22 protein-coding genes are annotated in these 19,409 nt (G+C 62.3%); 16 read left to right on the plus strand and 6 right to left on the minus strand.

What is annotated here, in order from left to right; translation table 11 throughout:
- The coding region (locus tag AAFM29_RS06640; protein WP_341712020.1) for a Clp protease N-terminal domain-containing protein at positions 1-438 on the minus strand (438 nt) is incomplete at its 3' end.
- Between the two features lie 129 nt (positions 439-567).
- A complete protein-coding gene (locus AAFM29_RS06645; RefSeq protein ID WP_341712021.1) occupies positions 568-768 on the minus strand; it encodes a DUF1192 domain-containing protein in 201 nt (66 codons plus the stop codon).
- Between the two features lie 133 nt (positions 769-901).
- Between AAFM29_RS06645 and AAFM29_RS06650 the strand changes: the two genes are divergently transcribed.
- From AAFM29_RS06650 to AAFM29_RS06675, 6 genes are all read left to right on the plus strand, one after another.
- The gene (locus AAFM29_RS06650; RefSeq protein WP_341712076.1) at positions 902-1,888 is read left to right on the plus strand and encodes an NAD(P)H-quinone oxidoreductase; all 987 of its coding nucleotides are present in this window, start codon (positions 902-904) and stop codon (positions 1,886-1,888) included.
- Positions 1,881-2,495: a glutathione S-transferase family protein gene (locus AAFM29_RS06655; protein ID WP_341712022.1), complete on the plus strand. Its 615-nt coding sequence runs from the start codon at positions 1,881-1,883 to the stop codon at positions 2,493-2,495. Before AAFM29_RS06650 ends, AAFM29_RS06655 begins: the two co-directional genes overlap by 8 nt.
- A gap of 101 nt (positions 2,496-2,596) precedes the next feature.
- A complete protein-coding gene (locus tag AAFM29_RS06660; protein WP_341712023.1) occupies positions 2,597-3,487 on the plus strand; it encodes a UDP-2,3-diacylglucosamine diphosphatase in 891 nt (296 codons plus the stop codon).
- An 11-nt stretch (positions 3,488-3,498) separates the two neighbouring features.
- Positions 3,499-4,560, plus strand: a complete 1,062-nt coding sequence (locus AAFM29_RS06665) for a glycosyltransferase family 1 protein (protein WP_341712077.1) — start codon at positions 3,499-3,501, stop codon at positions 4,558-4,560.
- A gap of 103 nt (positions 4,561-4,663) precedes the next feature.
- Positions 4,664-5,371 (plus strand): DUF1013 domain-containing protein, encoded by a 708-nt coding sequence (locus AAFM29_RS06670; protein WP_341712024.1) that lies wholly within the window; start codon positions 4,664-4,666, stop codon positions 5,369-5,371.
- A gap of 92 nt (positions 5,372-5,463) precedes the next feature.
- On the plus strand, positions 5,464-7,173 hold the full coding sequence (locus AAFM29_RS06675) for a long-chain fatty acid--CoA ligase (protein WP_341712025.1): 1,710 nt from the start codon (positions 5,464-5,466) through the stop codon (positions 7,171-7,173).
- A 67-nt stretch (positions 7,174-7,240) separates the two neighbouring features.
- Here AAFM29_RS06675 and AAFM29_RS06680 read toward each other — a convergent pair whose 3' ends face one another.
- Together AAFM29_RS06680 and AAFM29_RS06685 are read right to left on the minus strand one after the other, a co-directional pair.
- Positions 7,241-7,630, minus strand: coding sequence for a polymer-forming cytoskeletal protein (locus AAFM29_RS06680; protein ID WP_341712026.1), 390 nt, complete (start codon positions 7,628-7,630; stop codon positions 7,241-7,243).
- 13 nt (positions 7,631-7,643) lie between these two features.
- Positions 7,644-8,729, minus strand: a complete 1,086-nt coding sequence (locus AAFM29_RS06685) for a M23 family metallopeptidase (RefSeq protein ID WP_341712078.1) — start codon at positions 8,727-8,729, stop codon at positions 7,644-7,646.
- A gap of 324 nt (positions 8,730-9,053) precedes the next feature.
- Between AAFM29_RS06685 and AAFM29_RS06690 the strand changes: the two genes are divergently transcribed.
- The 10 genes from AAFM29_RS06690 to wecC all read left to right on the plus strand — a co-directional run bounded on the left by AAFM29_RS06690 (position 9,054) and on the right by wecC (position 17,576).
- Positions 9,054-9,719, plus strand: coding sequence for a nicotinate-nucleotide adenylyltransferase (locus AAFM29_RS06690; RefSeq protein WP_341712027.1), 666 nt, complete (start codon positions 9,054-9,056; stop codon positions 9,717-9,719).
- Positions 9,720-9,776: 57 nt separating this feature from the next.
- Positions 9,777-10,196: a ribosome silencing factor gene (gene rsfS, locus AAFM29_RS06695; protein WP_341712028.1), complete on the plus strand. Its 420-nt coding sequence runs from the start codon at positions 9,777-9,779 to the stop codon at positions 10,194-10,196.
- Between the two features lie 95 nt (positions 10,197-10,291).
- Positions 10,292-10,714 (plus strand): 23S rRNA (pseudouridine(1915)-N(3))-methyltransferase RlmH, encoded by a 423-nt coding sequence (locus AAFM29_RS06700; RefSeq protein ID WP_341712029.1) that lies wholly within the window; start codon positions 10,292-10,294, stop codon positions 10,712-10,714.
- A gap of 18 nt (positions 10,715-10,732) precedes the next feature.
- Positions 10,733-11,956, plus strand: coding sequence for a peptidoglycan DD-metalloendopeptidase family protein (locus AAFM29_RS06705; protein WP_341712030.1), 1,224 nt, complete (start codon positions 10,733-10,735; stop codon positions 11,954-11,956).
- Between the two features lie 103 nt (positions 11,957-12,059).
- Complete coding sequence (locus tag AAFM29_RS06710) at positions 12,060-13,400, plus strand: S41 family peptidase (protein ID WP_341712031.1); 1,341 nt, start codon at positions 12,060-12,062, stop codon at positions 13,398-13,400.
- A 16-nt stretch (positions 13,401-13,416) separates the two neighbouring features.
- Positions 13,417-13,893, plus strand: a complete 477-nt coding sequence (locus AAFM29_RS06715) for a disulfide bond formation protein B (RefSeq protein WP_341712032.1) — start codon at positions 13,417-13,419, stop codon at positions 13,891-13,893.
- Positions 13,890-14,417 carry a demethoxyubiquinone hydroxylase family protein gene (locus AAFM29_RS06720; RefSeq protein WP_341712033.1) on the plus strand — a complete coding sequence of 176 codons (528 nt, stop codon included), beginning with the start codon at positions 13,890-13,892 and terminating at the stop codon, positions 14,415-14,417. The genes AAFM29_RS06715 and AAFM29_RS06720 overlap by 4 nt, the downstream gene beginning before the upstream one ends.
- 86 nt (positions 14,418-14,503) lie before the next feature.
- Positions 14,504-15,070, plus strand: a complete 567-nt coding sequence (locus AAFM29_RS06725) for a hypothetical protein (protein ID WP_341712034.1) — start codon at positions 14,504-14,506, stop codon at positions 15,068-15,070.
- Positions 15,071-15,117: 47 nt separating this feature from the next.
- Positions 15,118-16,239, plus strand: a complete 1,122-nt coding sequence (wecB, locus tag AAFM29_RS06730; protein WP_341712035.1) for a non-hydrolyzing UDP-N-acetylglucosamine 2-epimerase — start codon at positions 15,118-15,120, stop codon at positions 16,237-16,239.
- Positions 16,240-16,310: 71 nt separating this feature from the next.
- Positions 16,311-17,576, plus strand: a complete 1,266-nt coding sequence (gene wecC / locus AAFM29_RS06735) for a UDP-N-acetyl-D-mannosamine dehydrogenase (RefSeq protein ID WP_341712036.1) — start codon at positions 16,311-16,313, stop codon at positions 17,574-17,576.
- A gap of 3 nt (positions 17,577-17,579) precedes the next feature.
- Here the strand turns inward: wecC and fabI are convergent, their stop codons facing one another.
- Both fabI and AAFM29_RS06745 read right to left on the minus strand, forming a co-directional pair.
- On the minus strand, positions 17,580-18,389 hold the full coding sequence (gene fabI / locus AAFM29_RS06740) for an enoyl-ACP reductase FabI (protein ID WP_341712037.1): 810 nt from the start codon (positions 18,387-18,389) through the stop codon (positions 17,580-17,582).
- Positions 18,386-19,408 carry a YihY/virulence factor BrkB family protein gene (locus AAFM29_RS06745; RefSeq protein ID WP_341712038.1) on the minus strand — a complete coding sequence of 341 codons (1,023 nt, stop codon included), beginning with the start codon at positions 19,406-19,408 and terminating at the stop codon, positions 18,386-18,388. Before AAFM29_RS06745 ends, fabI begins: the two co-directional genes overlap by 4 nt.
- Position 19,409 lies beyond the last annotated feature (1 nt).

The raw sequence follows: 19,409 nt of genomic DNA on the forward strand, positions 1-19,409 counted from the left end.
GCCCTTGCCGATGCCGTGGCTGATAAAGCTCACCGCATCGAGCCGGCTCATATCCTGCTGCTGGAGGAAATAGACCGCGTAACTGTCGCGTTCGGAAAACAGCGCCACCAGCACGTTGGCGCCAGTAACGGTGTCCTTGCCCGACGATTGCACGTGCAGGATTGCGCGCTGGATTACCCGCTGGAATCCCGCCGTCGGTTGCGGATCAGAGCTGTCGTCCGACTTGAGCGACTGGTATTCCTGCTCAAGGTACTGGCGTACCACATTGCCCAGTTCGTCAAGATCGACGCCGCAGGCGGTCATCACCTGCGCCGCGTCCTCATCATCGATCAGCGCCAGAAGCAAATGCTCCAGCGTGGCATACTCATGCCGCCGCTGGCCAGCGTCGCTGAGCGCTGCGTGGAGGGTCTTCTCGAGGTTGGCTGCGAAACTGGGCATTCAGGTGGTCTTTCCAATGGACTCGCCAGGGGCGAATTGGGAACAGACTATCGGCCGAAGGTTAGCCGAAGCTGTATGAGCAGTCGATATGGGTGCGGAGACGAGAATGTGCAGCCCCCGCATTTCCAACTATTCCTTTCGCCCGAACAAGGCCTCCGCCGCATCACGGTGTGCGGCTGCCTTGGAGCGGTGTTTCTCGACGCGGGCGATCTCAGCTTCGAGCAGGGCGATACGCTCGGCAAGCTCGTCCTGAGAATAGGGGGCGAGATCTTCTGTCGCGAGCCTGCCGGCTGCATCGCCCCGTGGGCGCGGACGGTCGTCGTCATCCATCGCCGGCAATCTCGCAATTCTCGGCGGTTGCTGTCAACGGGGCCTCGCGTTAATGCACCGCGGCGTGGCTGACCCGCTACGCTGGCGAGGTGCGCGACAGGGGGAATTCGTGGCTGATCAGATACCTGAGACGATGATTGCCATGGGCTTCGACGCTCCTGGAGCACCCGAAGTTTTCCGCGCCGAACAGTTGCCTGTGCCTAATCCCGGCGAAGGAGAGTTGCTGATCAAGGTTGCCTGGGCCGGGGTCAATCGGCCAGACGTGATCCAGCGACAGGGCTTCTATCCGCCACCCCCAGGTGCCTCGCCCATACCGGGGCTTGAGGTTTCGGGTACCGTCGTGGCGGTTGGCCATGGTGTTGCGCCGGAGATGCTCAATCGCCAGGTTTGCGCGCTGGTCTCGGGTGGTGGCTATGCCGAATACTGCCTCGCCCACGCTGGACACTGCCTGCACGTTCCACATGGCATGGACATGGCTGAGGCTGCCGCGATCCCTGAGACCCTGTTCACCGTATGGCACAATGTCTTCGAGCGCGGATTTGCCCGAGATGGTGAGACGCTGCTGGTGCATGGCGGCACATCGGGTATCGGGACCATGGCGATCATGCTGGGCAAAGCCTTCGGGCTGACGGTGATCACGACCGCAGGCAGCGAGGACAAATGTGCAGCCGCGCGGTCGGTGGGCGCTGATCTGGCCATCAATTATCGTGAATCCGACTTCGTCGAAGTGGCAAAGGAGTTCACTGGCGGGAAGGGCGTAGACGTAATTCTCGACATGGTTTCGGGCAGCTATGTGGCGCGTAACATCGAATGTCTTGCCGATGATGGCCGGCACGTGACGATCGCCGTGCTCGGCGGGCTGAAGGCGGAAATCAATATGGCGACCATCATGCGCAAGCGGCTGACCCTGACGGGTTCCACGCTTCGCCCGCGCTCGGATCGGTTCAAGGCGCTGCTAGCGGATGAGATCTACAATCACGCCTGGCCGCTGTTCGAAGACGAAACGATTCGTCCCGTGATGGACAGGGCCTTTCCGCTGGCCGAGGTTGCGGCTGCGCATGCTCGGATGGAAGCGGGCGATCATATCGGGAAAATCGTCCTGGAGGTGGCTGGTGGCTAGGTACGTTCTTCACGAAGACCCGCGCAGCGGCAATTGCTACAAGATCAAGCTGACCGCCGCGCTCGTCGGAGTGCCGCTGGAAATCCGCCAGTACGATATCATGGCCGGTGAAACACGCACGCCCGAGTTCCTTGGCAAGGTCAATTCCAACGGGCGCATCCCCGTTCTCCAGATCGACGATCGCTTCTTGCCTGAAAGCAATGCTGCGTGCTGGTACCTTGCCGAAGACAGCGCGTTGATCCCCAATGATCGCTTCGATCGGGCTGATATGCTGCGCTGGATGTTCTTCGAACAGTACAATCATGAACCGAATGTCGCGACGCTGCGGTTCTGGCTGCATTTCGTTGGTGAAGCCAATCTGTCCGAACAGCAGCGCGCGCAGTTGATGGCCAAGCGCATTGCCGGTTGTGATGCGCTGTCACTTATGGACCGCCACCTTGCGGACCGTGACTGGTTCGTCGGCGGTGGACCGACTCTCGCTGATATCGCGCTCTACGCCTATACCCATGTCGCGGAAGAAGGCGGCTTCGGGCTTGCCGATTATCCAGCGGTCGAGGTGTGGCTGGCGCGGGTTGCGGCGCTGCCGCGCTACGTGCCCATGTCCTGACTCACAATGGTAGCAAAGTCTCTGTTCGGTAACCGGACTGTGCGCACCGCGTAACAATCTTGCGCCATGGAAGACCCCGATATGCAGCGGGGATTGTACCCATGACCGAACTGCCCAGCGGCTTCGAAGCACTCCACAACGTCGCCAACTTCCCGTCGGTAAAGCCTGCCGTACCCGAACGCATCGTGGGCGAACGGCGGCGCTTCCGTACGATCTGGATCAGCGATGTCCACCTCGGCACCAAGGGGTGCAACCACGAACTGCTGATCGACTTCCTCGACCATACCGACAGCGAAACAATGTACCTTGTCGGCGACATCATCGATGGCTGGCGGCTTAAGAAGAAGTTTTACTGGCCAGCAGAACACAACGATATCGTGTGGCGCATTCTCAAGCGTGCCCGGCGCGGTACGCGGATCGTCTATATCCCGGGCAATCACGACGAAATGGTGCGGCCCTTCTGTGGAATGGACTTCGGCGGGGTCGAGATCCGCCGTGCCGCATTCCACGATACGGCCGATGGTCGCCGCCTGATGATATTGCATGGTGACGAGTTTGATACGGTCATGCTGGCGCACCGCTGGTTGGCCTTCGTCGGCGACGCGGCCTACCACTTGATGATGAAGCTCAACAATTGGGTCAGCCGTGTCCGCTCGGCCCTCGGGCTTCCGTATTGGTCGATCTCCAAGGCGGCCAAGCACAAGGTCAAGAACGCGGTCGAGTTCATCTCCAAGTACGAGGAGGTGGTGGCGCGGGCCGCTGGTGAGCGCGGGGTTGATGGTGTCGTCTGCGGGCATATCCATACCGCTGAATTCCGTTGCTTTGCCCACGATGGAAAGCCGGTCGAATATTGGAACGATGGTGACTGGGTCGAAGGCTGCAATGCGCTTGTTGAGCATTTCGATGGCCGAATGGAGATCCTTCATTGGGCCGATGAAGTTGCGCGGCGCGACAAGCCATCCGGCGACCCGCGGGAGCTACAGGCGGCGTGACGGCGGAACTGATGCACCCGCTAGATCGCGCTGCGCACGGGCTTCCCCAGCGCATCGCGATCGTTACCGACGCCTGGATGCCGCAGATGAATGGGGTGGTTCGCACACTCTATACCACACGCGATATCCTCTACGCGAAGGGTCACGATGTGCTGGTGGTCTCGCCCGATCAATTCAGCAGCTTCCCGTGCCCGACCTACCCCGAAATTCGCCTGGCGCTGGCCCCTCCCGGCAAGGTTGCCCGTCTGCTGCGTGAGTTTGCGCCCGACGCGATCCATATTGCCACCGAAGGGCCGCTGGGCATGACGGCACGGCGCTATTGTTCCCGTCACGGCGTCCCATTCACTACCGCGTACCACACCCAATTTCCCGAATATGTCGCGCGCCGGACCCACCTGCCGGCGGACTGGTTCTGGCGCTATATCCGCTGGTTCCACGCGCCCGCCCAACGAGTCCTGGTCGCCACGGAAAGCATCCGCAAAGAGTTGCGCGCACATGGCCTTGATCGCCTGCATCACTGGAGCCGCGGCGTCGATCTGTCCTGCTTTACACCCGACGCCCCCCAGCCCGCCGTGTATGATGATCTGCCTCGGCCGATTCAGCTCTATGTAGGCCGGGTCGCGGTAGAGAAGAATATCGAGGCTTTCCTTTCGGGGGCCTATCCAGGCAGCAAGGTTGTGGTTGGGGACGGTCCGGCCCTGGCCGACCTCAAGGCGCGCTATCCCGAAGTCCATTTTCTCGGCCGGCGGACGGGTCGCGAACTGGCCGGGTGCTATGCAGGGGCGGATGTTTTCGTCTTTCCGAGCCGGACCGACACGTTCGGCCTGGTCATGATCGAGGCCCTGGCCTGCGGCACACCGGTCGCCGCCTACCCCGTCGCCGGTCCACTCGATATCGTGACGGAAGAGGTCGGGGCGCTGTGCGATGACCTGGACCGGGCCATAGCCGCGGCCCTTTTTTGCGAAAGTCGCGCTTGCTCCAACTATGGGTCCGAATTCAGCTGGGAGGCGGCGACCAGTCAGTTCCTGAGCGGACTTTCGGCCCTCGATAGCGAGGCCTTGCCCGCCGCCTAGCCTTTGGCTTGCCGAATCCGCGTATCTGGCCTACATGACCGCTGCAATGGCCGCTCCGCGAGGGGCGGCCCTTCTATTTTCAGAGCTGAGAGAAGGCACTTCCATGGCCGACCAACCCAAACCGCTCATGCCGCATGCGACCGCTACCTGGCTGGTCGACAACACCGGCTTGTCGTTCGAACAGATTGCTGAGTTCTGCGGCCTGCATATCCTTGAAGTGCAGGCGATGGCGGATGATCTTGCGGGCAGCAAATACACCGGTCGCGACCCCGTCCACTCGGGTGAGCTCAACCTCGCAGAGATCGAGAAGGGCCAGGCCGATCCGGAGTACAAGCTGAAGATGCAGCGCGCGCCGGTCGCCGTAAGCCGTACCAAGGGGCCACGCTATACCCCGGTCTCTAAGCGTCAGGACAAGCCGGACGGCATCGCCTGGCTGATCCGCAACCACCCGGAAATCTCCGACGCGCAGATCTCGAAATTGATTGGCACCACCCGCAACACCATCACCGCGATCCGCGAACGGAGCCACTGGAACATCCAGAACATTCAACCGAAGGACCCAGTTACGCTGGGCCTTTGCTCGCAGCGCGAACTCGATGCCGTTGTTGCCAAGGCGGCAAAGAAGGCCGGCCTTGAAGGCGAGGCCGCACCTGTCGAAGCAACTGGCGGCACTGATCGCGAGCGCCTGATCGAAGAGCTACGGGCCGAACGCGATGCGCATGAAAAGGCTGCGTCTGAGGCTGCTCAGGAAGCCGAAGCTGCAGCTTGGCTCGAAGCCAAGCGCGCGGCTGAGGAAACCGGCGAAGAATAAGCCGAAGCAAGCAATGAATCCGGGGCGGGCGGGGCTTGTGTCTCGCCCGCTTTTTTCTTGCGCGACTGGAGCGCACCCGCCATGTTACTGACATGGCTGTAAATAAGCGCTTCCCCTTGCCTCCGGCGGCCTATGGCCACGCAAAACCATGGAATTCCAGCATTAAGCCGGAACTGCTCCATGCCATTTTCGAACGACAGGCGCGCAAACTTCCCGATGCAATATTGGTCGAGTTTCTCGGCCGAAGCTTCACCTATCGCGAGATCTATACTCAGGCGCGCCGCTTTGCGGTCGGTCTGGTCGAACGGGGAATTGCCAAGGGCGATCGTATCGGCCTGTTCCTTCCCAATGTCCCGACATACGTTGCTGCCTACTATGGGGCGATGATGGCCGGGGCCGTGGTGGTCAATTTCTCGCCACTCTATACCGCGGAAGAGCTCAGCCATCAGGTCGAAGACTCTGGCACGAAGCTATTGGTGACACTCGACTCGCCGCTGCTCTTGCCGACGGCAATCGATGTTCTCGACGGTTCGTCGCTTGCCCATCTCGTAGTCGCTAGGCTGGCCCCCTCGCTGCCCCGTCTGAAGGCGCTCGCGCTGAAGACTGTTGGGCGCGGCCGGATCGCTCCCGTGCCTCGGCGCGCCGATGTTCTCGACTGGCGGGCAGTCCTGGGGAGTTGGAATTGGGCGGACTGGCTCGATGGCCGGGAAGCCGAGCTCCCTGCCAGCACGGTCACGGATCTCGCTTTGCTTCAATATACGGGCGGCACCACCGGCACGCCCAAGGGTGCCATGCTGACGCATGCCAACCTGTCGAGCAATGCTATCCAGGTCGACATGCTCGATCCCTTCGACCGGACCGAACCAGATATCGTGCTAGGTGCGCTGCCGCTGTTCCATGTCTTCGCCAACACATGTGTCTTGAATCGCACGGTCGTTCGCGGCGGATGCATTGTCATGCTGCCACGTTTTGAAGCCGGGCAGGTGCTAAAGACGATTACGCGAACCCAGCCGCGCGCCTTCCCCGGCGTCCCCACAATGTTTCAGGCGCTGCTCGATCACCCGGAATTCCTGAAGACTGATTGGTCGGCCATGCGGGTCTGCATTTCCGGCGGCGCACCCATGCCGGGACCTCTCCGCGAGAAGTTCGAAACGGCGACGGGTGTACGCCTGATCGAAGGCTATGGCCTGACCGAAAGTTCGGGGGTGGTATCGACCAATCCCTATGAAGGGCTTCGCAAGCCGGGGACGATCGGGCAACCCATCCCGGCAACACAGGTGCTGCTTCTCGACAAGGAAGACCCCGATAGTTTGGCCCCCGATGGCGAGGCGGGTGAGCTGGCGGTGCGTGGTCCTCAGGTCATGCGGGGGTATTGGAACCTGCCCGAAGCACAGGCGACGACCTTTGCGGATCACAATGGCGAAGCATGGTTGCGCACTGGCGATGTCGCGACGATCGACGAGGATGGGTTCCTGACTATTGTCGATCGGATCAAGGACATGATCGCTGTCGGCGGATTCAAGGTGTTCCCTAGCCAGGTCGAGGCGGTGCTGCTCGAACATCCAGCGGTCAAGGAAGCGTTGGTGATCGGCCGCCCCGATACCTACCGTGGTGAGGCACCTGCGGCCTATGTCACGCTCAATGAGGGCGCAACCATTTCCGGAGACGAACTCAAGACGTGGCTGAATGGTCGTATCGGCAAGCACGAGCGCGCCGAGGAGGTGGTGGTACGGCAATCACTACCCAAGACGATGATCGGCAAACTCGATCGCAAGGCGCTGCGCGCCGAGGTTCTGGGCTGAGGCTACGCAATAGGCGCCGCTTCCGCGCTCTGGTGGGCGGCGCTGTACTTTTCCCGCCGCCAAAGGTTCAATTGGCGACTGGGATCTCGGACTTGACGGGCTGAGTGGCGGCAGCACTTGCAGACTTGCGTGCATCGCGATGGGCAAAGCGGCCTTCGACCTGCGCACCCTGTTCGATGGTCAGCGCGTCATAGAATACGTCACCCGTAATCTTGGCAGTCTTCAGGATCACCAGTTCCCGCGCGGTGATCGATCCATTGACGGTCCCCGCCAGGCGCGCGCTTTCAGCCTTTACGGCACCGGTCACCGAGCTGGTTTCTCCCTGCACCAGGCAGGCGCAGGCGATGTCACCCTCGACCGAACCATCGATATGCAGATCGGCAGAGGCCTGGATATCGCCCTTGATTGCGAGATCGGAACCGAGAACCGAGAAAGTGGAACTGCTTTTGCTGGCCATGGTGCGCTCCGGATTACTGGGCGTGGGCGAGCTGCGGGGCTCGCCGGATTTCTTCGAGAACATGCGGAGCGGTCTCCAGGAAGGTGCGCGGGTTCACCGCGCGATCATTGATGCGCACTTCGAAATGCAAGTGTGGCCCTGTGGAACGGCCAGTGCTGCCGATTGCGCCGATGGTTTGCCCGGCAACAACTTTCTGGCCAACCTTGGCCCTGAATGCCGACATGTGGGCATAGCGAGTCATCAGGCCGTTGCCGTGGCTGACCTCTACGACCTTGCCATAGCCCGACTTGCGCCCAACAAAGCTGACGACACCCTTGGCAGCCGCATAAATCGGCGCGCCTGTCGGGCCACGGAAGTCGAGGCCTTTGTGCATCGCCGCTGCGCCCGTGAAAGGATCGCGCCGATACCCGAAGCCGGAAGAAATATACTCAAGCGCAGCGGGTTCGACCTGCGGAACTCCGGCGAGGCCGTTCTCCAAAGCTGCCATGCGGGCAATCGAAAGCCCCAGGCGTTCGAACCGTGGGTCGATCGAGCCGTCGCGCGATGTCGCCAGCTTTTCGAGCGGACCACCCATGGCGGTGCGGTCTGCACGGATCAACATCGAGCGGGGATCAAGGCCCAATTGCTTGAGCGCATTGGCAGCACGCTGTGCGCGCCAATCGGCATAGCGAGTGAGGCCTTCAACGAAAGCTAGCTGTCGTGCTTCGATGCGGGCGAGTGCGGCAGCCTCGGGGATCGAAACGCTGACCTTGTCGACCGTCTTTGCCGCTTCGCCGCTGGAGTCGCTGACATTGGCGACTGCCTTGGCGTCCTCGGGCAATGAGGCGACCATGTCTTCGATGAAATCCTGACGCTTGACGAGATCGCTGGCTACCGCATCAATATCGTCGCGGTAGGCATCGACCCGCTCTTCGGCCGTGGCGACCTTGGCCTCGCGATCAAGCAGGGAAAGTCGATCGGCGGTCGCCCGATATTGGGTCCATCCGGCGATGGCGACCGAAAGGGTCCAGATCACAAGCGCGGCGAGGGTGATCGCGGCAGCCGTCATCTGGACGCGCGACGAAATAGTGATGAAGCGGACCTGGCCTTCGGACCGCATGAAGAATTCCCGGTCCGGGAACCAGCTGAGCACACGACTCCCCCAGCCGGTGTTGGCGATCAATTTTCGCAAAACGACCCGTCCCTTTTGGTCTTACGTCCCTGGTCAAGCGCGCTAACAAAGCTTTGTGTTGAAATCGAATCGCAGTTCCCGTGGAATCCATGAGTCGAAGCAGCGATGCGATGAACCGTTTCAAATGTTGAAAATTTTCGTTCGCGACCGGGAACCAAAGATTAAGTCGAGGTTTACCAATAACTTGCGATTCGTTCTGAGATGGGCGGGCAACCCATTGTATATATACGACAAAATTGAGAGGGGGTCGTCATGAGCCCTCGCCGGCCCCGAATCGGCTTGTTGGGCGGCAGCTTCAACCCGGCGCACAACGGCCACCGGAGAGTTTCGCTGTTCGCGCAGCGCGCGCTGGGATTGAGGGAGGTGTGGTGGCTCGTCTCGCCGGGCAATCCTCTCAAGCCGTCGGACGATATGGCCCCGCTTGCACGGCGCTATTCCTCAGCTGTTCAGCAGGCCCGGCGCGCACCGATCCGGGCAACCGCGATCGAGCGCGAGCTAGGGACGCGCTACACGGTGGATACCCTGCGGGCGCTACGCAAACGCTATCCCGCCTACGATTTCCTGTGGCTGATGGGTGCCGATAACCTCGCCCAATTCCACCGCTGGCGCGACTGGCGGGGAATCGCACGCACCATGCCGATTGCAGTCATTGCGCGGCCGGGCTATGATGACGCTGTCGTCGCAAGCCCCGCGATGGCCTGGTTGAGGCGCTATCGAGTGCCGCTGGCCAGCTTTGTCAACGGGGGCGAATGGAGTGCACCGGCACTGGTGACTTTGCGTTTCGATCCCGATCCAAGATCGGCCACGGCCATCCGCCGCGCCGATCCCGATTGGGCCGCACGCTTCGCCGGGCCGCCTCCCAGGGACCAGCTGACACATCGACGAATAGTGGCGGGGGAGGAAACGACCGCGCCATGAAGCGCCCTGTTTCTCCAACGGCCCACGCCTCTCGATCCAGGAGTACGATACCCGCCTATGACACAGGCGCACACAACCCCGGCAAATGCCGGGCCGGCCTCGGCACAGGTTATCCGCTTGGCCAAGGCTGACCCAGAAGCGCTGCTCGCCCTGGTGTTGCAGCAGCTCGACGACGACCAGGCGCAGGATGTGGTTTGCATCCCGCTCGAAGGGAAAAGCTCGATTGCCGACCACATGGTCATCGCATCGGGACGTTCCACTCGCCAGGTCGCTGCCATGGCGCAAAAGCTCGCCGAAAAGATCAAGCAGGACGGATTTGGTTCGGTGAAGCTCGAAGGGCTTCCCGCGGCCGATTGGGTCCTGATCGATGCAGGCGATGTGGTGGTCCACTTGTTCCGCCCTGAGGTGCGTAGCTTCTACAACCTCGAGCGCATGTGGGCGTTCGGCGACGCCCCGCCCGTAGCGGGGATGGCCTAACCCACGACTGGCCGCGACAAGGTGCGCGTGGCATCCGGCTCCCTCGTCCACGCCATTCGCTGGACGTAGACGAGGCATAGCCATAGAGCGGGCCGATGCTGTTGCACGTCATCGCCCGCGGAAAGATCGCCCGCTCGCCTGAGGCTGAGCTGGTCGCGCGCTATGAGAAACGCCTGACCTGGCCGGCCAAGTTTACCGAACTCCCTGATTCTGGCGGTCGCGTTCCCGATCCGCAAACGCCCGCCAAGACCGTGCTGCTCGACGAGCGCGGCAAGGACCTCTCATCGGAGGAACTCGCCCGAATACTCGGCCGCTGGCGTGACGACGGTGTGCGCGAATGTCGGTTTCTGCTCGGGGCAGCAGATGGTCATTCGGAGCAGGAGCGCATTGGCGCTGACCTGCTTCTGGCTTTCGGCAAGGCGACCTGGCCGCACCTGCTGGCCCGCGCCATGCTCGCCGAACAACTCTATCGGGCGACGACGATCCTCGCCGGACACCCCTATCACCGCAGCGGATAATCGGGCAGGAATGACGCCATGGTCCGTCGGCTTGTTGTCCTTGCCCTTTGCATCATCGCCATCGCGGGGTTCGCGCCGGCTCTGACGCCGCTCGACGCCCAATCGCCTTCGCGCTTCGCCAATGCGAGCGACGCACGCGAAGCGCTGGACGCCGCCCGCCAGGAACAACGCAACGCCAGGGCCCGTGGAGAGCGCCTCGAGAAACAGGCCGCCGCTGCGCGAGAAGCTGTAGACAAAGCAGTGCAACAGGCCGCCGCATTGGCGGCACGCGTGCAACAGGCCGAAGCGGGAATCGCGGCGGCGGAGGCACGGTTCGATATTGCCAGCCGCCAGCGCCGTGCGCTGGATCAGCAGCTTGCCCAGCGCCGCGAGCCGCTCGTTCGCCTTACCGGTGCGCTACAGAGCATGTCTCGCCGCCCCGTGACGCTCTCGGCGTTTCAACCAGGTTCGCTGCGCGATTTGGTGCATACCCGGGCGGTTCTCGACAGCACAATTCCCTTGGTGCGCCAACGCACCGCCGCCTTGCGGAGCGAGCTGATACGCGCTCGCTCACTCGAAAACGAGGCAAGAACTGCACTGGTCGATCGCCGCGAAAGCGAGAAGGTGCTGGGGGAGCGCCGCAAGCAGCTGATCGCTGCCGCTGCGCGCCAACGCCAGGTCGCGCAGAGCGCATCGGGTGGGGCAAATCGGGAGGCGCAGCGCGTGCTGGTACTCGCAGAGCAGGCGCGCGACCTGGACGGTCTGGTTGGCCAGCTCGAAGCGGCCGGTTCGCTGCGCATGCGGCTCGCCGCGCTTCCAGGGCCGATCATCCGACCCGAGAATCCAGCGACGGCAACCGTTGTGGCGGCCCCTGTGCCGACACCAAGTGAAACCGCGCCTCCTGCCCGCTACCAGCTCCCCGTGAACGGCCGGGTTGCGCGTGGATTCGGCGAGAGTGGATCGGGTGGTGCGCGCGACGCTGGCATCGAACTCCTGCCCCGCCCCGGGGCGCAGGTGGTCTCCCCCGCTGCCGGACGGATCGCTTTTGCCGGCCCCTATCGCGGCTATGGCCAGATCGTGATTGTCGAGCACGAAAATGGGTGGACCAGCCTGATTACCGGCCTTGGATCGCTCGATGCCGCAGTCGGGCAGGCGGTAACGGCAGGATCGCCGCTTGGTCTCGCGCCGTTCGATGGGTCTGCTGTGACACTTGAGCTTCGCCAGCAAGGCATGCCGGTGAACCCGCTCGACTATCTCCAGTAGTCGCTCCGTCGATTTCCCCTTTCGGGACGTACTTCCAATGCTCATCTGGTGTTCACCGCGCTCCCGCGATAAACTGCGCTCGCGTATTGGAGAGTAACTGCCGATGAAAATCGCCAACCTGCTTCGTTCGGCCGCCCTTGTGACGGCTGTGGCGATCATTCCCGCGACGACTGCGGGGGTCGCCCAGGTCGAAGGCCGCGCAGGTCCCGAATTTGCCAAGGTTCTTGCGGTCTACCAGCGAATCAAGGCGAGCTATGTCGAGCCGGTCGAAGACGATGTGCTGATGCGTGGGATGATCGATGGGATGCTTTCGGCGCTCGATCCCCACTCGGCCTACCTTGACGGGGGCGACCTCCAGCGGCTCGAAACCATGATCGACGGGAACTACTCGGGCCTTGGCCTCTCCGTGGTCATGGAAGACGGTGCGGTGAAGATCATCTCGCCATTCCGCGGTAGCCCAGCCGAGAAAGCAGGGCTCAAGGCCGGCGACTTCATTACTCATCTCGATGGCAAGCTGATCTACGGTGGCAGTCTCGACGAGGCCGTGGCGCAGATGCGCGGCAAGGAAGGCACGCAGATCAAGCTGACCGTGTTCCGGACCGGGCGCGAGGAACCGTTCGATGTGACCGTAACCCGCGGCGTGATCGAGCTTGAGCCGGTTACCTGGGAGCTTGAAGACGGCAACATCGGCCACATCATGATCAACGAGTTCTCACGCGATGTCGGCAGCGACGTGTTTTCCGCGTGGCAAGAGCTGCGCGAAAAGGCCACCGGACGAATGAATGGGCTGGTGCTCGACCTGCGTTCGAACCCTGGCGGAAGCCTCGACGAGGCCGTCGCCCTGTCCGACCTGTTCCTGTCTGACGGACGTATCGTTTCTCAGCGCGGACGCGCGCGTGGCGAGAACATCACCTATGATGCCGAGACGGTGTTCCGCGGCGATATCGCCGAAGGCCTGCCGATCATCGTGCTGATCGATTCCGGTTCGGCCTCCGCGTCGGAGATCGTGGCAGGTGCCCTGCAGGACCACCGTCGCGCAGTGGTCATGGGGGAACGCAGCTTCGGCAAGGGTAGTGTGCAGTCGCTGCTGCCACTAGGCCGGGATGCCGCGCTCAAGCTTACGACGGCGCGCTATTACACCCCCTCGGGCCATTCGGTGCAGGAAGGCGGGATCAAGCCCGACATCGCGGTGCCACAGCTCAGCGACCCTGACCTGGCCAAGAGGGCGAAGTTCACCCTGCGCGAATCCGACCTGCGCGGCCACCTGATCAACGAAGCGGGTCTGGCCGATGAAGCGCTGGAAAAGGACCAGCGCCAGGATCCGCGTTTCCAGCTCACCGCGGAACAGCTCGAGAAGCAAGGGATCAAGGACTTCCAGCTCCATTATGCGCTCGAAACCCTGCGCCGAACCGCCCCGAACAAGGTTGCCGCACGGTCCCGATAGGCTAAACCCCCGCGAGATGGATGTGACGCACCCTTTCCGGACTGCCCGCGCGCTTGCGCTTGCCGTTCCCGCATTGCTGCTCGCCGGAGCCTATGTTTCGCAATATGGCTTCGGCCTGTATCCCTGTGAAATGTGCTGGTGGCAGCGCTATCCGCATTTTGCGGCGGTAGGATTGGCCACGCTGGGATTTGTCGTTGCGCCGCAACGGTTCTGGGTGGCGCTCGCCGCCTTGGCGATTCTCGTTTCAGGTGCGATCGGCTTTTTCCATGCGGGGGTCGAGTACGACTGGTGGCCCGGCATAACCTCTTGCGCCGCGGTATTTGCCGAAGGGAGCGGTAATGCGCTCGAGGACATCATGAATACCCCGCTGATCCGCTGTGACGAACCAGCCTGGACCCTGTTCGGCATCAGCCTGGCCGGGTTCAACTTCCTGATCTCTACCGCCGCTGGGTTCGCAATCCTGGCATTATTGCGCAAGCGACCCACCGCATGAGCAAGGTTCCCGACCATATAGCGCGCATGATTCGGGTTGATCAGGCTGGTGAGTTCGGTGCGACGCGCATTTACGCGGGCCAACTCGCGGTATTGGGCAATCGTGGTCCGCATGCGGCGGAAATCGCGGGGATGGCGGAGCAGGAGGCCGATCATCGCGCGAAGTTCGATGCATTGATGGCGCGTCGCGGCGTTCGGCCCACTGCATTGCAGCCATTCTGGGATCGCGCGGGATTTGCGCTGGGCGCAGCTACCGCGCTTATCGGGCCAGAGGCGGCAATGGCCTGTACTGCGGCGATCGAAACCGAGATCGACAACCACTACACGCGCCAGCTCGACGAGCTCTACGCCAGTGGCGAAGATCCCGAACTTGCCGGGATGATCGAGGAATTCCGCGAAGACGAACGCGAGCACCGCGACGCGGCACTGGCAGCGGGTGCGGAACGTGCGCCGGCTTACCCTTTGCTGTCCGGACTGATCAGGCTCGGCTGTCGGGCCGCGATCAGGCTTTCGGAACGCGTCTGACAGGATTAAACCCATTCGTGCGTGCTTCATGGGTGGTTCACCGGTGCAGGCGCCTAATGCGCCAACCAGATAAGGATCGGCTTTCGATGACCAGGACATTCCCGCTTCTTGCAGTGCTCGTCGGCGCGGCTTTCGGCGCCCCCGTGTCGGCGCAGGAAACCGTCGATACCGGTGACGACAGCTACAATATGGTCATCGTTTACGGCGACGATGAATGCCCGCAGTCGACTGTGGACCAGATCGTGGTTTGCGCACGCAAGGCCGAAAGCGAGCGGTATCGTATTCCCGAACGGCTCCGCCTTTCGGATAGTCCTGAAAACAGGCCTTGGGCCGATCGGGTCGAGCGGTTCGAGACGGTCGGAAGCTTTGGCGCCCTGTCATGCTCGCCCACCGGCGCCGGTGGCTTCACCGGATGCACCCAGCAACTGATCGATGCGGCGTATGCCGACAAGGCTGCCGGTTCGGATGTCCGTTTCGGTCAGCTGGTTGAAGCGGCACGGGCCGAACGCCTCTCCACGATCGATGCAGAAGCGGCCGCCGAGCAGGAACGCGTCGAGATGATCGAGCGCGAGTATCAGCAGCGGCTGGAACGTGAGCGCGCTGGTGAGGGGCCTGCCGAAACCGCCGAGGAACTGCCCCAGCCCGAAGGCTGAACCCTCGCTCTATCGCTACTTAACCATTTGCGGTTACTAGGGCGGGCATGGCCGCCAAATGCAAGATCCTAACCGTTTTCGGCACCCGGCCGGAAGCGATCAAGCTGTTCCCGCTGGTGCATGCGCTGGCAGCTGACGGACGGTTCGACAGCCGCGTGTGCATTACCGCGCAGCATCGTCAGATGCTCGACCAGGTGCTCGCCATCGCGGACATCACGCCCGATCATGACCTCGACTTGATGACGCCCGGCCAAACGCTCGATGCCTTGACTGCCAGGGCTTTGATCGAGGTTGGCAAGGTGCTCGACGCGGAGAAACCCGACTGGGTGGTGGTGCAGGGCGATACCACTACGGTGATGGCCGGCGCCATCGCCGCCTATTATCGCCAGATTCCAGTCTGCCATGTGGAAGCCGGGCTGCGTAGCGGCGATCTCCATCATCCCTGGCCGGAAGAGGGCAACCGCCGCATTGTCGGAAGCTTTGCCGCACTGCATTGTGCGCCGACTACGACCGCGCGGGATGCCCTGCTGCGCGAGAACGTCGATCCGGCGACTGTCCACGTCACGGGCAATACGGTGATCGATGCACTCCAATGGGTAACCCGGCGGATCGAACAGGACCCGTCGCTCGCCTCTGGCCTGACCCAGCTGGAGGCGCGCTTCGCGGGCAAGCGGATCATAGGCATGACCAGCCATCGCCGCGAAAACTTCGGCGGCGGGATGCTAAACATCGCCGATGCGGTGAAACGGATTGCGTCGCGACCCGATGTTGCGGTGATTTTCCCTGTACATCTCAATCCCAACGTTCGTGCGGTGATGAACGATGCGCTGGCGGGCCTGGACAATGTCGCGCTGATTGAGCCGCTGGATTATCCCCATTTCGCGCGTCTCCTCGCTATCTCGCACCTTATGTTGACCGATAGCGGCGGGGTTCAGGAAGAGGCGCCCGCATTGGGCAAACCGGTCCTCGTCATGCGCGAGACAACCGAGCGCCCTGAGGGTGTCGCCGCAGGAACCGCGAAACTCGTCGGCACCGATGCGGATCGGATCGTGGCCGAGACCGAGCGCCTGCTCGACGATGAAGCCGCCTATGCGGCAATGGCGCGGGCGCACAACCCTTTCGGTGATGGGCATGCGGCCAGCCGTATCGTCGATCTCCTTGCCGGTTAGCAAACGGCGTTACTGCTAAATTTACCCTCCGCCGCTAAACCCTCGCCAAGGATTTACGGGAAACGATCTACATGCGTGGTGATACCAAGCCCGCCGTCTGCGTCATCGGCCTCGGTTATATCGGGCTACCCACCGCCGCGATCATTGCGCGTGCGGGGTGCCCTGTACATGGTGTCGATGTCACGCAGGATGTGGTCGACACCATCAACCGAGGCGAAATCCACATTGAGGAGGTCGATCTCGACGGGCTGGTGCAGGCGGTGGTCCAGCGCGGCCTGCTCAAAGCCTCGACCGAAATCGCTCCGGCCGATGTCTTCGTGATCGCCGTACCCACTCCCTTCGCCAAGGACGGCAACCACACGCCCGATACTTCCTATGTCATGGCCGCTGCCGGAAGGGTCGCGGCGGTGCTCAAGAAGGGCGACATCGTCATCCTCGAATCGACTTCGCCGGTCGGAACAACCGAAGCGCTGCGTGACACCGTTGCGCGATTGCGACCGGATCTCGCCATGCCGGGCCGGACCGATGGCCAGCCCGATGTGTGCATCGCCTATTGCCCGGAGCGCGTACTGCCCGGCAGGATTCTCGAGGAACTGACCCACAACGACCGATCGATCGGTGGCATCACCCCCCGCTGCGCGCGCAAGGCGCTCGCCTTCTACAAGCGCTTCGTGAAGGGTGAGTGCGTCACCACCGATGCGCGCAGCGCCGAAATGACCAAGCTGGTCGAAAACGCCTTCCGCGACGTGAACATTGCCTTCGCCAACGAATTGTCGATGATCGCGGACCGGCAAGGCCTCGACGTGTGGGAAGTGATCCGCCTCGCCAATCGCCACCCGCGCGTGAACATCCTCCAGCCCGGTCCGGGTGTGGGCGGCCACTGTATCGCGGTCGACCCGTGGTTCATCGTCCACGGTGCGCCGGAAGAGGCGAAGATCATTCGCCAGGCGCGGGAAACCAACGATGCCAAGATGCATCACGTGTTGGCCCGCGCGAAGGCGCTGGTCGAGGCGCATCCAGGGGCAAAGGTCGCCTGCCTGGGGCTCGCCTTCAAGGCCAATATCGACGACTTCCGCGAAAGCCCCGCGCGCTATGTCGCGGCCAGCCTCGCACGGGAATTCGGGCCACGCGTCCAGGTGGTGGAGCCCTATGCCGGCGAGCTGCCGCTCGAGTTCGACGGCACCGGGGCCGAACTGGTCGATATCGATACCGCACTCGAAGAATGCGGCGCGATCATCGTCCTCGTCGACCACGATGTATTCAAGGTCATCCCGGCCGAAGAACGTAGTGGGAAAGCCGTCTATGACACTCGCGGCATCTGGCCGGATGTCGCCTGACGCCTAGCCCTTGTCGAGCGCGATGTCGGGCGCGTCTTCCTGCTTCATGCCGACGACGTGATAGCCGGCATCAACGTGGTGTGTTTCACCGGTCACGCCGCTCGACAGGTCCGACAGGAAATAGAGCCCCGATCCGCCCACGTCCTCGATGGTGACGTTGCGGCGCAGTGGCGAATTATACTCGTTCCATTTGAGGATGTAGCGGAAGTCGCCGATCCCGCTGGCGGCCAGCGTCTTGATTGGCCCAGCGCTGATTGCGTTGACCCGGATACCCTGCGGGCCAAGATCGTTGGCCAGGTATTTCACGCTGGTTTCCAGCGCCGCCTTGGCCACACCCATCACGTTATAGTGCGGGATGACCTTTTCCGCCCCGTAATAGGTCAGTGTCAGGATTGAACCGCCTTGAGGCATCATCGCCGCCGCGCGCTGCGCAACCGCCACGAGGCTGTAGGCGGAAATGTTCATCGTCATCAGGAAGTTGTCGAGGCTGGTGTCGACATACTTTCCGCGAAGCTCGTTCTTGTCCGAAAAGCCAATGGCATGGACCACGAAATCGATGGTCTCCCACCGCGCCTTGAGCGTCTCGAACGCGCGATCGAGCGCGCCCATGTCGGATACGTCGCAATCGAAGGTGAAATCGCTGCCAAGCTCGGCCGCCAATGGCTCCACACGCTTCTTCAGCGCCTCACCCTGATAGGAAAAGGCCAGCTCGGCACCTTCGTCGGCCAGCTTGCGGGCAATGCCCCATGCCAGCGACTTGTCATTGGCGAGGCCCATGATCAGCCCACGCTTGCCTGCCATCAACCCGCTCATCCAGCGTGCTCCTCTTCTTCCACTTCCTTGGTCAAGGCTACCCGCCTGGGTTCGTCGTCCTGCCCGATGTGAGTCAGTTCTTCCTCGGGCGATTCCGCTAGGGCAGCGTTGAGTTCCGCGCCGATAACGACACCGAGCCCGACAAGCCAGAAAAAGAACATGGCGATCATGACGCCAGCCAGACCACCATAGGTCAGGTCGTAGGTAAAGAACTGCCGGACCAGCGGCGGCATGAGCGTAGTTGCCGCCATCCACCACAGCGTTGTAACCAACGCTCCTGGCCATTTGGGGTAGCGCCGACGACGATAGCGCCTTGGTGTCAGGCCCAGGAAGGTTGCGTAAAGCGATGCGAATACGACCAGCCCAGGGATTGCCTGACTAAGTCGTAGCTCGGCAACTCGGCCAACCAGTTGAGGGAAATAGGCGGAGATTACCTCTTGCGCTGTGCCGAGTGCGACCTGTGCCAGCAGGGCCAGCATCAGCAATAGGACAGTGCCCAGTATCGCCCCTGTAGACACCAGCCGGTACTTCCAGAATGCACGCGTCGGCTGGGTGCCATAGGCGCGCCGCAAGATATCGCGGATCGTTTCGACGAGGCTGCCGACGGTCCACAGTGCGACCAGGGCACCGATCCAGAGCAGCCAGCCACTGCGGGCGTCGACAGCATTCAGGGCCACCGGCTCGATGACATTGGCAACCATTGGCGGTACAGCCATCAGTACCGTTTCGATCGCCGCAGCGCGCTCCGCCTGTTCGCCGAACAGCGAAAAAACCGCGGCGCCCAGGATGAAGAAGGGAAAAATCGCCAGGATCGAAAGGTAGGCGAGGTTCCCGGCGTGGATGAAGCCATCATTCCATGCACCGATCGCGGTGCGCTTGGTCACCTGCCAGATCCGTGTGCCCGGGCCGAGGTGGTATTCGATCCGCCCGCGAAGGTCCTGTGCAGCCTTGCGGCGGGCTTCAGGGGAGAGCGAGACGATCTCGTGCTCTTCCGCCGCCGAAAGATCGTACCTGGTCAAA

The organism is Erythrobacter sp. (genome assembly GCF_038133525.1).
Taxonomy (GTDB): Bacteria; Pseudomonadota; Alphaproteobacteria; order Sphingomonadales; family Sphingomonadaceae; genus Qipengyuania.

What these genes read in the sequence shown, in the direction of transcription:
- AAFM29_RS06675 (WP_341712025.1), top strand. Translation starts at nt 5,464, where the DNA reads ATGGCTGTAAATAAGCGCTTCCCCTTGCCTCCGGCGGCCTATGGCCAC.
- AAFM29_RS06690 (WP_341712027.1), top strand. Translation starts at nt 9,054, where the DNA reads ATGAGCCCTCGCCGGCCCCGAATCGGCTTGTTGGGCGGCAGCTTCAAC.
- AAFM29_RS06715 (WP_341712032.1), top strand. Translation starts at nt 13,417, where the DNA reads ATGGATGTGACGCACCCTTTCCGGACTGCCCGCGCGCTTGCGCTTGCC.
- AAFM29_RS06710 (WP_341712031.1), top strand. Translation starts at nt 12,060, where the DNA reads ATGAAAATCGCCAACCTGCTTCGTTCGGCCGCCCTTGTGACGGCTGTG.
- AAFM29_RS06645 (WP_341712021.1), bottom strand. Translation starts at nt 768, where the DNA reads ATGGATGACGACGACCGTCCGCGCCCACGGGGCGATGCAGCCGGCAGG.
- fabI (WP_341712037.1), bottom strand. Translation starts at nt 18,389, where the DNA reads ATGAGCGGGTTGATGGCAGGCAAGCGTGGGCTGATCATGGGCCTCGCC.
- AAFM29_RS06650 (WP_341712076.1), top strand. Translation starts at nt 902, where the DNA reads ATGATTGCCATGGGCTTCGACGCTCCTGGAGCACCCGAAGTTTTCCGC.
- AAFM29_RS06680 (WP_341712026.1), bottom strand. Translation starts at nt 7,630, where the DNA reads ATGGCCAGCAAAAGCAGTTCCACTTTCTCGGTTCTCGGTTCCGATCTC.
- wecC (WP_341712036.1), top strand. Translation starts at nt 16,311, where the DNA reads ATGCGTGGTGATACCAAGCCCGCCGTCTGCGTCATCGGCCTCGGTTAT.
- AAFM29_RS06700 (WP_341712029.1), top strand. Translation starts at nt 10,292, where the DNA reads ATGCTGTTGCACGTCATCGCCCGCGGAAAGATCGCCCGCTCGCCTGAG.
- AAFM29_RS06685 (WP_341712078.1), bottom strand. Translation starts at nt 8,729, where the DNA reads ATGCGGTCCGAAGGCCAGGTCCGCTTCATCACTATTTCGTCGCGCGTC.
- AAFM29_RS06725 (WP_341712034.1), top strand. Translation starts at nt 14,504, where the DNA reads ATGACCAGGACATTCCCGCTTCTTGCAGTGCTCGTCGGCGCGGCTTTC.
- AAFM29_RS06670 (WP_341712024.1), top strand. Translation starts at nt 4,664, where the DNA reads ATGGCCGACCAACCCAAACCGCTCATGCCGCATGCGACCGCTACCTGG.
- AAFM29_RS06660 (WP_341712023.1), top strand. Translation starts at nt 2,597, where the DNA reads ATGACCGAACTGCCCAGCGGCTTCGAAGCACTCCACAACGTCGCCAAC.
- AAFM29_RS06705 (WP_341712030.1), top strand. Translation starts at nt 10,733, where the DNA reads ATGGTCCGTCGGCTTGTTGTCCTTGCCCTTTGCATCATCGCCATCGCG.
- AAFM29_RS06720 (WP_341712033.1), top strand. Translation starts at nt 13,890, where the DNA reads ATGAGCAAGGTTCCCGACCATATAGCGCGCATGATTCGGGTTGATCAG.
- rsfS (WP_341712028.1), top strand. Translation starts at nt 9,777, where the DNA reads ATGACACAGGCGCACACAACCCCGGCAAATGCCGGGCCGGCCTCGGCA.
- wecB (WP_341712035.1), top strand. Translation starts at nt 15,118, where the DNA reads ATGGCCGCCAAATGCAAGATCCTAACCGTTTTCGGCACCCGGCCGGAA.
- AAFM29_RS06665 (WP_341712077.1), top strand. Translation starts at nt 3,499, where the DNA reads ATGCACCCGCTAGATCGCGCTGCGCACGGGCTTCCCCAGCGCATCGCG.